Here is a 15,418-nt window from a genome sequence, read left to right on the forward strand (position 1 = left end):
GCTGGCGGCCGGCGGCGAGCACCGAGAACTGGTAGCTGTCGCCGAACAATTTGTCGGCGATCCGCTTCATGTGGACGAGATTGTCCGGGTCGGCGCCGATGCCGCCCAATATGCCAAGGACGAATTGGATGAACAGCGGTCCCGACACCAACCCCCGATCGCGAAAATGCGCCAGCGAATAGAGATGGCCGACATCATAGCATTCGAATTCGAAGCGCGTGCCGCAGCCCTTACCCAACCTCTCAAGCACACTCTCCATGTCGGCGAAGGTGTTCTTGAATATGGTGTCGCGCGTGGCTTCCAGCAGTTTGGGTTCCCATTCGTGCTGCCATTCCCGTGGCTTGTCGAGCATCGGAAACAGCGCGAAATTCATCGAACCCATGTTGAGCGAGCACATTTCGGGTTCGGCCCGCAAAGGGGCTGCCAGCCGCTGGTCCAGCGTCATCAGCGACGAGCCGCCGGTGGTGATGTTGATCACCGCATCGGTCGCCTGCTTGATGCGCGGCAGGAACTGCATGTAGACGTCCGGATCGGCGGTCGGGCGGCCATCTCTGGGGTCGCGGGCGTGCAGATGCAGGATCGAGGCGCCGGCTTCCGCCGCCGCGATCGCGTCTGCGGCGATCTGGTCCGGCGTCACCGGCAGATAGGGCGACATGGACGGCGTGTGCACCGAGCCGGTGACGGCGCAGGTGATGATGACTTTTCGCGGTGCCATTTCTTACCCCTGGCCTCCGACCGGCAGGTCGAGCTCGGCGGCCAGAACCTCCAGCGAGTCACCGATGATGGAGATGATCTCGCCGACCTGCTCGGCCGTGACGATCATCGGTGGCGCGACCATGAAATTGTCGCCGTCGACGCCGCCCTTGACCCTGCGGCCATAGATGATCAGCCCGCGTTCATAGGCGAGGTCGAGCAGCCGCTGCGTGGCTTTCTTGTTCTGGTCGATCGGTTTTAGGGTCTCGGGATCGGCGACCATCTGGGCGCCGGTGAGCAGGCCCTTGCCACGCACGTCGGCAAGGAACGGAAACCGCTTCGCCAGGCCTTTAAGCCCGTCCATCAGCACATCGCCCATGGCTGCCGCATTGGCGATCAGGTCGAGCCGGTCCATTTCGCCGAGCACAGCCAGGCCGGCGGCACAGGCCAGCGGATTGCCGGCATAGGTGTGGCCGTGCTGGAAGCCGCCGGAGGCGAGCAACGGCTGCACCAGCCGCATCGGTGCGGCGAGTGCGCCAAGCGGCGCATATCCGGAGCCCAGCCCCTTCGACAGGGCGACGATGTCGGGCTTGCAGTTCCAGTGATCGCCGCCGAGGAATTTGCCGGTGCGGCCGGCACCGCTCATGACTTCGTCGTGGATGAGCAGGATGCCGTAGCGGTCGCAGATCTCGCGGATGCGTGGATAATAACTGTCCGGCGCCACCAGCGCCGCGGTCGCCGCACCGCCGATCGGCTCCATGATGAAGGCAACCACGCTGTCTGGACCTTCCGCAAGAATCTTCTCCTCCAGCATGTCGGCATAGCGGATGCCGCGCTGCTCAATCGAGAGATTGTCGCGGTCGCGCCAGGCATTCGGCGCCGGCACGGTTGGCATCACCCGCATCATCGGCTCGAACGTTTCGGCCAGCGCATCGTCGCCGGTGATCGAGAGCGAACCCAACGTGCCGCCATGATAGGAGGGGAAACGCGTGATCACCTTCCAGCGGCTGGCCTGGCCGGTGGCGACCGCCCATTGCCGCGCCAGCTTGATGCAGGATTCCGTCGCCTCCGAGCCACCGGAGACGAAGAAGATGCGGTCCATGCCCTCCGGCAGCTTGCCGGCCAACTCCCGCGCCAACTCCTCCGCCGGCTCGTTCTCGAAATGCAGCCGATAGGCGAAGGTGGCGCGGTCCATCTGCCGCTTCATGGCGTCGAGCACATTGCGATTGGAATGGCCGATATTGGCCACCATCGGGCCGCTCGAGCCATCGATGAAGCGGCGGCCGTCCTGCGTCCACATGTAGATGCCTTCGGCGCGGTCGATCAGCGGCCGGCGCAGGCTGGACAGATAGAACAGATGCGAGTCTCGCCGGGCTTCGGTTTCTTGAACGGCGGATTGGACTTTCGACATGTCAGGGCTTTCCGAGGTAACGATCGAGGACATTTTTCGTGACGCGTTCGACCATCGGGTCCTGTCTTAGCAGGCCGGCGACCCATTCGCAGCTTCCGGCATGGAACACCTCGCCCTTGCCGCGCGGGAAATTGACGATCATGCCGTTGCCGCGTTTGACCTTTTCCAGATTGGCGTCGCTCGCCTCGCCAAACAGCGTTTCGGCGGTGAAGCGGCCGTCTTCGTCGGTGAGGAACTGGTCCTCGATCGGGATATCGGCGCTTTCCTCGACCTGGGATGCCATGCCGACGGCGAGAACCTGCAGGCCGTCTGGCGCGCCGCTGGTCGCAGTCGGGTAGGGCAGGCCGCCGCGTATCTCGAAGTCGAGCCCGTCGACCTCATAGCCATAGACATGGCTGTCGGCGCCCAGCAGGTCGCCATAGTAGATGCCGGTGCCGGCGAAGGCCCAATGCTCGGGCCGGTAGACCGGGAAACCACGCACGCCGCGCGGTGCACAGCCGCCCCAGCCGGCATAGACACCGCGCGTCGCGTTGAGCCCGAAGGTCGCCGAACCCGGCCGGCCGATTTCCGGCGCCTCCCAGGAATTGGTGGCACGGGTGACGTCGCCGTCTGGAAGATAGGCCGGATCTTCGGCACGCGAGCGATATTTGTAGCAGACCTGCCGGCGGCCCTCGTCTTCGAACCGCGTCTGCCACATGAAATTGCCGGCAAAGCGCGCCGCATGGCCGCCGCGGGTCACATAGGCGTCGACGGCATCGCGCATTTCCCAGGTCCAGTATTCGTCATGGCCGACGAACACGGCGCAGTCATAGCCGTCGAGAATTTCCGGCGAAAAATGCAGATCATGCTGGCTGGCGAGATCGACTTGATAGCCGGCCCGCTCGGCGAAGCGGAAAAAATGGCTGTCGTAGCTGGCCCAGCCGGACGAAGCGTATTTCTTCGAATGGCCGGTGGCGAGCGCCCACTCCATGTGCGGATAGCGCGGCACGGTCTTCGGCGGCACAGCGACCTCCAGCGGCACACGCGGCGCATCCTTGGGCAGCACGACGAAGCCACGGCACCAGGGGCGCTGCGTCGAGACGATGGGCGAATACTGGTTGCGATCCGGCCCGGTGATGCCCTGATAGTGGTTGGAGCCGCCCCAGGTGTTGTAGGCCAGCCATGTGCCTGTCGCCGCCACCTGGAGCACGCGGCCAGGTTTGCGGCCCGGCTGCGGGCAGACGATGAAAATATGGTGGCATTGGATCGGCTTGCCGTCGAGCCCATCGGCGGTCAGCGTGACCCGATAGGCGCCGGACGGCCAGCCCGCTCCGACGCGAAATTCGAAGGATGGGTCCCAACCGCAGCCTTCAGCCGAACACTGGTCGGGTGTGTCCTGCCAGCGTGCCGCGATGCCCGATTTCTCGAATACTTTGTTTTCGCTGCCGCCATCTCGGGTGATTGTGATGCCGAACGTCGCAGCTGTCGAACTGACATGCAAAGCCACCGTTTCGCCGGCGCGATAGGAAAACCGGTCGCTGTAGCACCAGATCTCGCCGCGCTCGCCATCCATGCCAGGCCATTCGTAGTAATGGCCACGCACCGCGTGGCGGCGCTGCTCCGGCGTCAGTCCGAAATCGGGGAATTCCGTGTTTGGGCTGTTCATGGTCATCCTCAGGCGGAAAGATATTTCTTGAGGAAGCTGCGCGTGCGGTCCTTCTGCGGCGCGCGGAACATGTCGCCGGGCGGGCCTTCCTCGACGATCACGCCGCCATCCATGAACAGCACCCTGTCGGCTACTTCGCCGGCAAAGCGCATCTCATGCGTTACGATGAGCATGGTCATGTGTTCGGCGGCAAGCTGTTTCATCACCGCGTTGACCTCGTCGACCAGTTCCGGATCGAGCGCCGAGGTGGCTTCGTCGAACAGCATCACCTTGGGCTGCATCGCCAGCGCACGGGCAATGGCCACACGCTGCTTCTGGCCGCCCGAAAGCCGCGAGGGGTAGGCGTCGATCTTGTCGGCGAGCCCGACCTTGGACAAGAGGCTATGCGCCAGCGCATGCGCGTCACTTTTGGTCATGCCTTTTAGGATGATCGGTCCCATGGAAATGTTCTCGATCACAGTCAGATGCGGGAACAGATTGAAGTGCTGAAACACCATGCCCATCTGCTGGCGCACCTTGTTGATGTGCCGCTCGAAGGCATGGCCGTGCAGCTTCTGGTTGACCTGCACGCCGTTGAGCCAGACTTCACCGGAGTCCAGGGATTCCAAATGGTTGATGGAGCGCAGCAGCGTGCTCTTGCCGGAGCCACTCGGGCCGATGATGGCGACGATCTGCCCGCGATCGACCGACAGGCCTATGCCTTTGAGGACCTCGACGGCGCCAAACGATTTGCGCGCGCCGCGAACCTCGACCATTGGCCGCTGCGTGCTCATCGGGAAACCTCCACATGTCTTTCAGACCGACGCAAGGCCGCCTCGAGCACAAGATTGAGAATGTAATAAAGCGCCGCTGCGGTGATGTAGAACTCGAACGGGCGGAACGTTTCGCTGATCGCCAGCTGGGCCGAATGGACCAACTCGGCGATGCCGATGACCGAGACGATCGAGGATTCCTTCAACAGCGCGATCAGATTGCCGCCGATCGGTGGTGCCGTGTTGCGGATGGCTTGCGGTATCACGACATGGCGCAGCGTCTGCCACTTGCCGAAGCCGATGCTGCGCGCACCCTCCGTCTGGCCGACATCGACGGCCACGATGCCGGCGCGGATGATGTCGGCATTGTAGACGGCAAAGTGCAGGCCGAGCCCAACAATGCCGGCGGCAAGGGCAGGAATGTCGATGCCGATCTGCACCAAGCCAAAATAGATCAGGAACAGCTGCAACAGCAGCGGCGTACCCATGAACACCCACATGAGGGCGCGCACGGGATAGGCGACGATCTTCGGAGCGTAGAGCACGATGACCGCGAACAGGATGCCGCCGACGAAGCTGAGTGCGCCCGCCGAGACCGTCAGCACCGCCGTCCACCAGGCACCAATCAACAGAAGGTCCCAGTAGGGCGCGACGACGGTGAAATCCAAACCTTGCATCGTGCTCTCCGGTCAGACGATGGCGAAGCGTTTGTCGAGCAGGTCGACGAACCGCGCAACCGCGTAGACCATGATCATGTAGAGCAGGGCTGCAACGCCGAATATCTCGAACGGCTTGTAGGTGGAGCCGATGAAGCGCTGGGCGGTGTAGGTCAGTTCGACGACTGAAATGGTCGACACAAGTGCTGATCCCTTCAACAAAGCAACCGTATTGACCCCGAGCGGCCGGATCATCAGCCGTGCGGCCTGCGGCAGCACGACCTTGCGCAAGGTCTGGAAACGGCTGAAGCCTATTGTGCGGGCGGCCTCCGTCTGGCCCCTGTCGACCGCGACCAGCGCACCACGGATCGATTCCGCCATATAGGCGCCGATGTTGAGACCGAGGCCGATAACGCCGGCGGCGAACGGCTCCAGATTGATGCCGATCTGCGGGCCGCCGAAATAGAGCACGAAGAGCTGGATCAGGCACGGCGTGCCGCGAAACAGGCTGACATAGAGCGTGCCGATGGTCCGCAGGATTGCCGATTTCGACATCTTGGCGGCCGCGGCCAATGAAGCAGCCGCGAGGCCCAGGATCAGGGCCAACACCGTGATCTCGATCGTCACCAAGGCGGCCTCCACGAAGAACGGGAAGACGCGCTGCATCAAGGAGAAATCCATGAAAGGGTCCAGCAGGAGTAACGCTCGGCTTCAGGCGGCTTTGGTCGCCTGAAGCCAGGAGAGATCAGCGGATGTCGCTGCCGACCCACTTCATCGAGATCTTTTCGTAGCTGCCGTCCGCCAGCATGTCGTCCAGCGCCTTCTGCATCGCAGCCTTGAGCTCCGGATTGTCCTTGCGGATGGCGATGCCGATGGCAACAGCGCCGCCTTCGATATCGGGCGTGTTGAGCTTGCGGACCTTCTCGCCCGTCTCCTTGACGGCAACCATGACCGGAATGTTGTCGACGACTATCGCGTCGACGCGGCCGGCCCTCAGCTCCAGCAGCAGTTCCGGCAGGCCCTTGTAGGTACGGATATCCCAGCCGCCCTTTTCGCGCGCCCATTTCTCATGCGTCTCGCCCAGCGTCACGCCAATGGTCTTGCCCTTGAGGTCGTCGAGGCTCTGCACTTTCGACTGCTCGCTGACGAAAACGGCGCGGCCGGCGTGGTAGTAAGGCCCGACGAAATCGACCACCTTTTCACGCTCAGGCGTGATCGTCATCGAGCCAACGACGGTGTCGTATTTGTTGGCGAGCAGGCCGGCAATGATGCCGTCCCAGGCCGTGGTGATGATGGTGCCCTTGACACCGATGCGCTCGGCGATGGCCTTGCCGATATCGGCGTCGAAACCGACGACTTCATTCTGGTCGTTGACGAAGTTGAAGGGCGGATACTGACCGCTCATGGAAATCTTCAGCTCGCCCGCCGCCTTGATCTTTTCGAGGTCGTCGGCCCTGGCCGAAACGGCAGTGAAGGTCGACGCAAGCAGCAGGGCCGCAACGGCGATGCCGGAAAATACTCTGTTCATCTGATTTCCTCTCCTCTGGATGGCGCGCAAGGTTTGTTCTTGGGAGGCGTGCAGACGCTTTCCTGTCATCAATGATTGCCTTTGCGGTATCATTGCGCAAATAGATAATGGGAATAGAGAGCATAGATATCAGGAATGGTACTTCCACGCCCCGAACGACTGGTCTGGGATCTCGACTGGAACCTTCTGCGGACATTCGTCGTCATCGCGGAGGTGAAGGGCATCACGCGAGCTGCGGAGCGACTGAACCTCAAGCAACCCAGCGTCAGCAATGCTCTGCGGCGGCTGGAGGACCGGGTGGGCCGGCGTCTGGTCGAGCGCGACGCGACGCGCTTCGAACTGACCGAGGTCGGGCGGCTTCTCTACGAGCAGAGCGTCGAGGTGTTCGGCACCATATCGCAGTTGCCGCTGCTGATGCGCGGCATCAGCGACGATGTTACCGGCCATGTGATGATCGCGACGGCAAGCCATGTCGTCTCGCCGCTCTTTGATCAGGCGCTGTCCGAGTTCCACAGCAACTACCCTCACGCCAGCATCACCATTTCAGTCGCAGCAAGCACCGAAGTCGCCAAGCAGGTGAGGGACCGGCGTGCTTCCTTCGGCATCTGCCTGGTCAGCCAGCGCGATCCGGCGCTGGAATATGCGATGGTCTACCGCGAGTTCTTCGGCTTCTTCTGTGGGCCGCAGCACAGGCTTTACGGGCAAACCGGGCTGACGCTGACCGATCTCCGGGGCGAGCCCTCGGTATCGTTCCAGACCGACCACATCTCGGATGCGTTGCGGCCGGTCGCGCTGTTGCGCAGCGAGGCCCGGCTCAACGCCGATGTCGTCGGCGTGTCCTCGAGCCTGGAAGAGGTGCGGCGCATGATCGTCGCCGGGTTGGGCATTGGGCCGCTGCCGCTGCACGTCGCGCGGCGGGACGTGGCGGATGGAATGCTGTGGCGGCTGCCGCCCTATGACGCGCCGCCGGCCATCGACATCTTCCTGCTGGTCAATCCGGACAAGGTGATGAACCGCGCCGAGAAGGCGCTGCTGTCAGGGCTGCAGACGCTGATTGCCGACACGCCCCTCGAGGACCGCATCTACATAGGCTGACGGGCGGAGACAGGCTTATTCGATCAGGAAGGCCGAAGAGCGGTCGCGCATCGGCTCGTCCAGAGCGACCGAGGCGCGCGCGGCAAGGTCGAAGCGCACGCTTGTCGTCCGGCTCGATGCGCGGACAATGCCGTCGAGCGAGCCCAACATCACCTGTTCGAAGGTGATGGAGGTGCGGCCGATCTTCACGACATGCGAGCGGATGGTGATGAGCGCACCGGCTTTCGTTTCATGCCGATAGTCGATTTCGGTGCGCACGTCGGCCCATCCGATCTGCGACGCCTGGTTGTCGTCCTGTCCGGCGATATGGCCGAGAAGCTGGAAGCTGGCATCATCGAACATCGCCGCGTAGTGACGCACATTCACGTGCCCCATCACGTCGCACATCCAGGGATGGGCGACGCCGACAAAGGTGACGAGAGATTTGCTCATGGGGATTTGCTCCGTGGCCTTCGACGATCGCGCAGACGCAATATCGAAACGCGCGACGACAGGCAAACGATCTGCTGTCCCTGGCATCTTCGAACCGAGAATGGCCTTCGGACTTCGTATTCGTTAGCCGCACCCTTGGCCACCTCCATCAAACGGACTATCTCAGGGGTGGCGGCGTTTCCGCCACGGGGGTCGGCATGCTCAGAGTGCAAAAGGTCAAGGTCGACGAGATCTACGTGCCGACGGCGCGCAAGAAGACGCTGCATCCCGAGACCGTCCGCCATCTCGCCGAGGACATTCTGGAAAACGGCATGAAGACGCCGATCCAGGTCCGCCATGACGGCAAGCGCCACATCCTCGTCGAGGGCCTGCACCGGCTGGAAGCGGCAAAGTGGCTCGGCGAGACCGAGATCGAGGCCTATCTGGTGCAAGCCAAGCGCCACTGAGGCTTTGGCCCATCGATCACTTTGTCATCCTCGGGTCTCCGCGACGGAGCTGCGTTCCTGCTCCGCCCGTGGATGACGAAGGTGAGTGACGCCTCGGGTCAATCGAAACGGTGTCGCAAAATTTTCGCTGGCCGATGTCGGCTTGCGGTTCATCGGCTCGTCCTTGGGACGGAAGCCAGATCAAACGCAGGACGCCATCATGACCACCAAGCTCGACATCGCCCCCACCAACGACCGCGAACTGGTTCTCGCCCGCATCATCGATGCGCCGCGCGAGAACGTCTATCGCTGCTGGACCGATCCGAAACTGATCACGCGCTGGTTCTCTCCAAAACCGTGGACGACGCCGCGCGCGGAGATGGATGTGCGCGCCGGTGGCTCGAGCCTTGTCGTCATGGCCAGCCCGGACGGCAACGAGTTCCCCAACCCAGGTGTCTTCCTCGAAGTCGTTGCCGGCAGGAAGATCGTCCTCACCGACGCCTACACTGAGGCTTGGCAGCCTTCGGAAAAGCCGTTCATGACCGTCGCGCTGACCTTCGAGGACGAGGGCAACGGCAAGACCCGCTACATCGCTCGGGTCAGGCACTGGAGCGTCGCCGACCGCGAACAGCATGAGAAGATGGGGTTCCACGAGGGCTGGGGACAGTGCGCCGACCAGCTCGAAGAACTCGCCAAAACGCTTTGATCCGCATAACGCCTTGATATCGACAGGAGAGGAGATCGATATGTTCAAAACCCTGTTTTTCGCCATTTTTGCTTCGGCCGCAGCACTGCTTGCCTGCCCGGGCATCACCAATGCAGAGGAGACAAAACCTGCCATGACGACTGAAACGAATGCACTGCCGAAGCCGGAAAAGTCCGGCCTTCTGACGATCAACGGCCTGAACTACTACTATGCGATCTATGGCAAGGGCGAGCCGCTGCTTCTGCTGCATGGTGGTCTTGGCACCACGGATATGTTCGCGCCGATCCTGCCGAAACTTGCCGAAAACCGCACCGTCATCGGCGTCGACCTGCAGGGTCACGGCCGCACCGCGCTGGGTGACCGACCATTCACCGTGGAGGCGATGGGCGACGACATGGCCGCCATCGTCAAGGCGCTCGGTTACAGCCAGGTCGATGTCATGGGCTATTCGCTGGGCGGCGGCGTCGCCTTCCGCATGGCCGTCCAGCATCCCGAAGCGGTGCGCCGCCTCGTCCTGGTATCGACCGGCTACGCCACGGACGGCTTCTATGACGAGATGCGTCCGCAGCAGGCACAGGTGAGCGCAGCCGCGGCTGAGTTCATGAAGGACACGCCGATGTACAAATCCTACGTCGCGGTGGCGCCGCATCCGGAGGAGTTCCCGAAGCTCCTCGATGCGCTGGGCGGCTTCATGCGTCAGAACCGCGATTACTCGGCCGATGTCGCCAAGCTGAAGATGCCTGTCATGCTGGTCTATGGCGACAGCGATATGTATAAGCCCGAACACGAGATCAAGTTCTATCAGATGCTCGGCGGCGGACTGAAGGACGCCGGCTGGATGCGCGAGAACTTGTCGCAGAACCGCCTGGCGATCCTGCCCAACCGCACCCACTACGATGTCTTCTTCGCCCCGGAGCTGACGGCCGCCGCGCTGCCGTTCCTAAACGGCCAGACCAAGGTCAAGACCTGGGACGAGGTCGTCGGCGAAATGGAGTGAACGCCAAAACTGCCGGCTGTTGGCGGGCAGCCGGCATTCCGTGGCTCCATGACGGCTTTCGGCGTCATGGCTTCATCCCAACTCGCATCAGCACAAGCGATGACATTGCATCAAAGCTTTTCAATTGACCCAATCGGCCCCGCCGATACGTTGCGCGCCTATTCTCTCCCACCAGTGGATCCAGACAATGGCAAGATATGAGGGCGGATGCCTGTGCAAGGCGGTGCGCTACCGCGCGGACGCGGCTCCCATCAACGAACGCGTCTGCCACTGCCGGCTTTGCCAGAAGGCGATCGGCGCCGCCTTCAACGCACGCGTGCTGTTTCGCATCGAGGACGTGACGATCGATGGGCCGCTGGCGACTATAGGCTCTTCACCGGATCTCAAGCGCGGCTTTTGCCCGAGCTGCGGCACAACGCTGTTCTCCCGACGTGATTCCGCAGGCATTATCGGCATCACCACCGGTTCGCTCGACGATCCCACGGTTTTCAAGCCGCAAATGCATATTTTCACGGCCTCGAAGCAGCCTTGGCTGGTGCTTGATGACGGCCTGCCGAAATACGAAGGCGCCCCTCCGCCAGGCTAATTTTTCCCTTCTCCCCTTGTTGTGGAAGAAGGTGGATCGACGCGCAGCGCCAGGGGAAGGGAAGAGCGCAAGCATGGCCAAAATTTAATCCAAATCGACACGAGATAGCCGGCAAAGCGTCATTGGCGAGCCATCTTTGTCGTCCTATTTAAGGGTCGCGGGTACGGCATTCGAGGAGACGACGGATGAACGACAGCATCAGCACCCTGGACGAGCTTTTGAGCGATCCGATGGTCCTGCTTGTGATGGAGCGCGATCGTGTGCGTCCCGAACAGGTGCGCATGCTGCTCGAACGGGCTCGCCGGCCTTCGACCGATGAGCCCGAAGTGCCGCCGGCGCATGTGATCGCCAGGACATGCCAGAAACTCTGGCTCTGCCCGTAGTCGCTTTGCGATTTTCCCTGTGTGCCTCAAGCCGGCCCCAAGGTGGGCCGGTTTCGAACGGCGTGCACCTCGGCGTGCCAGCTTACAAATCCGTAAATTGATTATCCGGCCCATGACGATAAGGCTTGCCCGGGATTGACCTTGGGTCGGTCCACCCAACTCCGATCTCTCATGCATGGAATTCGATTTTGGCCGATATCTGCACCCAAGGCCTCGACACGGGCTTCGTCGGCCTGGGGTTCGCCAAGGTGGCGTTCCTCGGCGTGGTGCAAGGCATCACGGAACTGCTGCCAATTTCCTCGACTGCCCATATGCGCATCGTGCCGGCCGTGCTCGGCTGGCAGGATCCTGGCTCCGCCTTCTCCGCCGCCATGCAGCTTGCGGCCCTTGCCGCGGTGGTCAGCTATTTCTGGAGCGACGTCAGGGATATCCTGTTTGGATCGCTCGACGCTCTGGCGCGACGCGATTTCGCCGACCGGCATTTCAAGCTGGCGCTCTGGATCGTGCTGGCGACGATCCCCATCGTCATCGCCGGCGTTGCGCTGTCGGGCCTGCTCAACGCCTGCAATTCGCCGCTGCGTAGCCTGACGGTGATCGGCTGGGCCTGCATCGCCATGGCTATCCTGCTGGCGCTGGCCGAGATCTTCGCCCGTCACCGGCGCAGCATGGGCGATGCGTCACTGACCGATGCGCTGCTCGTCGGTATCGCCCAGATCGGCGCGCTTGTCCCCGGCGTCTCGCGCTCGGGCTCGACCCTGACAGCGGCACTGGGGCTCGGTTTCAAGCGGGCCGAAGCGGCGCGCTTCTCGTTCCTGCTCGGGCTGCCTGCCATCGCGCTCGCCGGCCTCAAGGAACTCTGGGAACTGCACAAGGTCCATCTCGACGCCCATGGCTGGTCGGTGCTTGCTGTCGGGCTGGTCGTCGCGTCGATCTCCGCCTTCTTCGCCATATGGGGGCTGATGCGCGTGCTGGAGCGTTTCTCGGCTTGGCCGTTCGTCATCTATCGCGGCCTGCTCGGCATCGTCTTGTTGTCGAGCGTCGCCATGGGATGGCTCGTCTGAGGCAGTTCCACAGTATCGCTTGAAACGGGCTATATCCGTACCGGACCTCGAACTTCGATTCCGGTACGCACATGGATTTTTTGACCCTCCTGCAATCGGTGCCACTGTTGCTGGCGATGGCCAAGGGGGCGCTGCCGTCGGTGGCGGCGCTTGGCGCGTCGTTCGGCCAGTGGGTTGTCTCGCTGCCGCCATGCCGGGACTTCACCTTCGAGGCGACCAGCTATCTCGTTTGCGAGGTCGATCCGAAACGATATCAGCTCGAGCTGTTCTGGAAGGATGCGGCGGGCAAGCCGTTTCAGTCGCTGCACAATCTGCATGCCGCGCAACAGGCGATCGGGCGCACGATGCTGTTCGGCATCAATGCCGGCATGTATCACCCGAACCTCGCGCCGGTCGGTCTCTATGTCGAGCGCGGCCAGGAGATGGCGTCGGTGAAAACGGGTTCGGGAAGCGGCAACTTTTCCCTGCAGCCGAACGGCATTTTCTACATACGCGACGGCAGGGCCGCGGTCCGCGCCACCAGGGACTTCGTGAAGAGGCGCCCGACCGTCGACTATGCGACGCAATCGGGGCCGATGCTGGTGATCGACGGCAAGCTGCATCCGAAATTCCAGGCCGACGGCACTTCGCGGAAAACCCGCGACGGTGTCGGGGTGCGAAAGGATGGCGTCGCGGTCTTTGCGATTTCGAATGGCACGGTGACCTTCCATGCCTTCGCCCGGCTTTTCCGCGACGCGCTCGGTTGCGATAACGCGCTGTTCCTCGACGGCACGATATCCAGCCTGTTTGCGCCTGCCATCGGCCGCAAAGACGACTACTGGAATCTCGGGCCGATGATCGGCGTCTTCAGGAAATCCTGAGCCAGTTTCCACCGCGCTTACCCGCATGCGGTATGGCGAAAAAAACTTGATTCAAACTTTATTGGTAATTTCTCATTCATAACTGATCCGGTTTGTCCGTCGGCTGTCGTTTCGCCCTCGGTCTGTTGTGTTTTGAGTACAGGTCCAGATGCGGATTCCGGGCGTCGTCAGTTTTTTGATAGCATCGCTATGCCTTGCCGGCTGCTCGTCAACGGCCGGCGTCGATGCGCTGGATTTGCAGAAACCCTCCAACGAGACCACCAGTTCCGTGATCCGGCCGCCGGCACCGATCGCCGCTGCTTCGGCGGCAAGGGGCAACAGGGCGGCAAGGGCCGGACTGGCTCCCATGTCTGACAACGGTCCGGGGGAAAAAACGCGCCCGTTCGGCTTGGCGGAGGAGGAAGAGACGGGGGTGTTTGCCGCACCTGATGCGCCTGATCCCCAAGTGCCTGATGTCGGCGGGCTGCCGGTCGAGCCGGCAGCCTTGGTGTCGCCGCCCAAGCTGTTGACGCGCGCGGCACCGGCCATGCTTGCCGGGCCGCTCACCCGTTACGGTTTTCGCGACGCCAAGCCGATCAATTTCGGCAAGGGTTCGCCTCGCCGCCTTGCAGTGCACGGCGTCGACGTCTCGCGTTGGCAAGGCAACGTCAACTGGGACAAGCTGCGGGCGCAGGGCGCCAACTTCGCCTACATCAAGGCGACCGACGGTGGCGACCACCTCGATCCGATGTTCATGAAAAACTGGCGCAACGCCGACGCCGCCGGCTTGAAGCGCGGCGCCTACCATTTCTTCTACTGGTGCCGCACGGCGGGCGAGCAGGCGGACTGGTTCATCCGCAACGTGCCCAGGGTCGAAGGCGCGCTGCCGCCGGTGATCGACGTCGAGTGGAACGGCGAGTCCAGCTGCAAGCGGCGGCCGTCGCGCGAAAAGGTGCTGGAAAAGATGCAGGTGTTCATGGACAAGCTGGAGCGCTATTACGGCCAGCGGCCCATCATCTACACCGCGCCCGATTTCTACCGCGACAATCTCAGGGGCGAATTCCTCGACTATCCGTTTTGGCTGCGTGCGGTCGCCCAGCATCCGTCAAAGGTCTATCCCGGCCGCAAATGGCTGTTCTGGCAGTATTCCGGCTCCGGCCTGTCGCACGGCGTCACTGGCCGCATAGACCTCAATGTCTTCCATGGCGACGAACGGCAATGGCGCGCCTGGGCCGGCGGCCGGCAGACGGTAGCCGACGCCAACTGAGACAAGCTATCAGGCTTGGCGTCGTTCGCTTTCTCGGGTGTCCGCCGATCCTCGACCTCTTCGCCGCTCCCTTCAGGACCCGCTCACGCGGCCTGCTTGACCAGCGTGCGCTGTCGGACCATTTCAAGCGCGATATCGGACTGCTCGATGGACACGCTTCCGCTGGCAGCATTCGCTGAGGAAAGTGTCTGGCTCTTTGACCAACAAGGACGCATGGGAGGAAAAGATGGGTGTGTCATCGGAGGCTCTGGCACAGAGCCGTCAAACGATCAGCGCTTACGAGGATTATGCGGAACAATATGATGCCATCGTGCGCCATGTTCCCAACGAGAGGGAGCAGGCATCGCTCAAGCGCCTGGTGGCAATCGCCGGCACAGGTGGCCGGATTTTGGAAGTCGGGTCCGGAGCCGGATACGATGCGGATTTTCTGGAAAATTTGGGCGTCAAGGTTCGGCGCACCGACGCCACCAAGCGGTTTCTCGAGCTGCAGGCCGCGCGTGGTAAGCATGGCGAGTTGCTCGATCTCATCACCGATGATCTCGGCGGCCCCTACGACGCGGTCCTTGCCCTATGCGTCCTGATCCACGTGCCTCGCGACCAGACCGACCAGGTGCTTGCCAAGATAGCCGGGTCGCTGCGCCCGGGCGGCGCCTTCCTCGTCTCGATGCGCAATGGCGATGGCGAGACATCAGGCGAATATCACATGGTCTACTGGCGCAGGGACGACTTCGCCGCCCGTCTCGAAGGCGCCGGGCTGGTCCTCATCAGGGACGATTTCAACGTCGGCCGCAATAGCGAAGAATGGAACACGTTCCTGGCCGTGAAGCCTGCATAACGCGGCGTGGGCTGTTGCCGTTTGCGCTGCTCAGCCTTTTCAGATTTGCGAAAATACAAGACATTGCCGCCGCCATGCTGTCTATGTGCGGGTTCCTGCACTCCTGG

At 62.4% G+C, this 15,418-nt stretch carries 19 protein-coding genes; 10 read left to right on the forward strand and 9 right to left on the reverse strand.

The genetic code is table 11. The annotated features are described in order from the left end of the window. The 7 genes from EN990_RS05115 to EN990_RS05145 form a co-directional block, all read right to left on the reverse strand. A partial coding sequence (locus EN990_RS05115; protein WP_164766084.1) for a 3-keto-5-aminohexanoate cleavage protein occupies window positions 1-715 on the reverse strand: 715 nt, incomplete at its 3' end. Window positions 716-718: 3 nt separating this feature from the next. Next, complete coding sequence (locus EN990_RS05120; protein WP_127369607.1) at window positions 719-2,104, reverse strand: aspartate aminotransferase family protein; 1,386 nt, start codon at window positions 2,102-2,104, stop codon at window positions 719-721. 1 nt (window position 2,105) lies between these two features. Continuing rightward, window positions 2,106-3,749: a N,N-dimethylformamidase beta subunit family domain-containing protein gene (locus EN990_RS05125; RefSeq protein ID WP_127388252.1), complete on the reverse strand. Its 1,644-nt coding sequence runs from the start codon at window positions 3,747-3,749 to the stop codon at window positions 2,106-2,108. Between the two features lie 8 nt (window positions 3,750-3,757). Beyond that, a complete protein-coding gene (locus tag EN990_RS05130; RefSeq protein WP_127369331.1) occupies window positions 3,758-4,522 on the reverse strand; it encodes an amino acid ABC transporter ATP-binding protein in 765 nt (254 codons plus the stop codon). Further along, window positions 4,519-5,178: an amino acid ABC transporter permease gene (locus EN990_RS05135; RefSeq protein ID WP_127369330.1), complete on the reverse strand. Its 660-nt coding sequence runs from the start codon at window positions 5,176-5,178 to the stop codon at window positions 4,519-4,521. Before EN990_RS05135 ends, EN990_RS05130 begins: the two co-directional genes overlap by 4 nt. A 12-nt stretch (window positions 5,179-5,190) precedes the next feature. After that, window positions 5,191-5,838: an amino acid ABC transporter permease gene (locus EN990_RS05140; RefSeq protein WP_127384925.1), complete on the reverse strand. Its 648-nt coding sequence runs from the start codon at window positions 5,836-5,838 to the stop codon at window positions 5,191-5,193. Between the two features lie 64 nt (window positions 5,839-5,902). Next, entirely contained in the window at window positions 5,903-6,685 is a 783-nt protein-coding gene (locus tag EN990_RS05145; RefSeq protein WP_024504354.1) for an ABC transporter substrate-binding protein, read from the reverse strand. Between the two features lie 135 nt (window positions 6,686-6,820). Here EN990_RS05145 and EN990_RS05150 point away from each other — a divergent pair, with 135 nt between their 5' ends. Beyond that, window positions 6,821-7,780: a LysR family transcriptional regulator gene (locus tag EN990_RS05150; protein ID WP_127369329.1), complete on the forward strand. Its 960-nt coding sequence runs from the start codon at window positions 6,821-6,823 to the stop codon at window positions 7,778-7,780. 15 nt (window positions 7,781-7,795) lie between these two features. On the opposite strand, the gene EN990_RS05155 is transcribed toward EN990_RS05150, so the two are convergent. After that, on the reverse strand, window positions 7,796-8,212 hold the full coding sequence (locus EN990_RS05155) for an acyl-CoA thioesterase (protein WP_024504355.1): 417 nt from the start codon (window positions 8,210-8,212) through the stop codon (window positions 7,796-7,798). Window positions 8,213-8,409: 197 nt separating this feature from the next. Here EN990_RS05155 and EN990_RS05160 point away from each other — a divergent pair, with 197 nt between their 5' ends. The 7 genes from EN990_RS05160 (at window position 8,410) to EN990_RS05190 (ending at window position 13,230) form a co-directional block, all read left to right on the forward strand. After that, window positions 8,410-8,658 carry a ParB N-terminal domain-containing protein gene (locus EN990_RS05160; protein WP_013532091.1) on the forward strand — a complete coding sequence of 83 codons (249 nt, stop codon included), beginning with the start codon at window positions 8,410-8,412 and terminating at the stop codon, window positions 8,656-8,658. Between the two features lie 199 nt (window positions 8,659-8,857). Further along, window positions 8,858-9,343, forward strand: a complete 486-nt coding sequence (locus EN990_RS05165) for an SRPBCC family protein (RefSeq protein WP_024504356.1) — start codon at window positions 8,858-8,860, stop codon at window positions 9,341-9,343. Between the two features lie 40 nt (window positions 9,344-9,383). After that, window positions 9,384-10,340, forward strand: a complete 957-nt coding sequence (locus tag EN990_RS05170; RefSeq protein WP_127384924.1) for an alpha/beta hydrolase — start codon at window positions 9,384-9,386, stop codon at window positions 10,338-10,340. Window positions 10,341-10,527: 187 nt separating this feature from the next. Continuing rightward, window positions 10,528-10,926 (forward strand): GFA family protein, encoded by a 399-nt coding sequence (locus EN990_RS05175; RefSeq protein WP_013532088.1) that lies wholly within the window; start codon window positions 10,528-10,530, stop codon window positions 10,924-10,926. 185 nt (window positions 10,927-11,111) lie between these two features. Next, the gene (locus tag EN990_RS05180; RefSeq protein WP_013532087.1) at window positions 11,112-11,309 is read left to right on the forward strand and encodes a hypothetical protein; all 198 of its coding nucleotides are present in this window, start codon (window positions 11,112-11,114) and stop codon (window positions 11,307-11,309) included. Window positions 11,310-11,497: 188 nt separating this feature from the next. Further along, the gene (locus EN990_RS05185) at window positions 11,498-12,370 is read left to right on the forward strand and encodes an undecaprenyl-diphosphate phosphatase (RefSeq protein WP_013532086.1); all 873 of its coding nucleotides are present in this window, start codon (window positions 11,498-11,500) and stop codon (window positions 12,368-12,370) included. Window positions 12,371-12,441: 71 nt separating this feature from the next. After that, window positions 12,442-13,230: a phosphodiester glycosidase family protein gene (locus tag EN990_RS05190; protein ID WP_013532085.1), complete on the forward strand. Its 789-nt coding sequence runs from the start codon at window positions 12,442-12,444 to the stop codon at window positions 13,228-13,230. 72 nt (window positions 13,231-13,302) lie between these two features. On the opposite strand, the gene EN990_RS36005 is transcribed toward EN990_RS05190, so the two are convergent. Beyond that, entirely contained in the window at window positions 13,303-13,578 is a 276-nt protein-coding gene (locus tag EN990_RS36005) for a hypothetical protein (RefSeq protein ID WP_245268560.1), read from the reverse strand. Between EN990_RS36005 and EN990_RS05195 the strand changes: the two genes are divergently transcribed. Next, window positions 13,577-14,476 carry a GH25 family lysozyme gene (locus EN990_RS05195; protein WP_224672924.1) on the forward strand — a complete coding sequence of 300 codons (900 nt, stop codon included), beginning with the start codon at window positions 13,577-13,579 and terminating at the stop codon, window positions 14,474-14,476. The two genes, EN990_RS36005 and EN990_RS05195, sit on opposite strands and share 2 nt — an antisense overlap. Before the next feature lie 226 nt (window positions 14,477-14,702). Beyond that, complete coding sequence (locus tag EN990_RS05205) at window positions 14,703-15,311, forward strand: class I SAM-dependent methyltransferase (RefSeq protein ID WP_013532083.1); 609 nt, start codon at window positions 14,703-14,705, stop codon at window positions 15,309-15,311. Window positions 15,312-15,418 lie beyond the last annotated feature (107 nt).

The sequence above is a fragment of the Mesorhizobium sp. M7A.F.Ca.US.005.03.1.1 genome (genome assembly GCF_003997975.1).
In the GTDB taxonomy this organism is placed as follows: domain Bacteria; phylum Pseudomonadota; class Alphaproteobacteria; order Rhizobiales; family Rhizobiaceae; genus Mesorhizobium; species Mesorhizobium ciceri.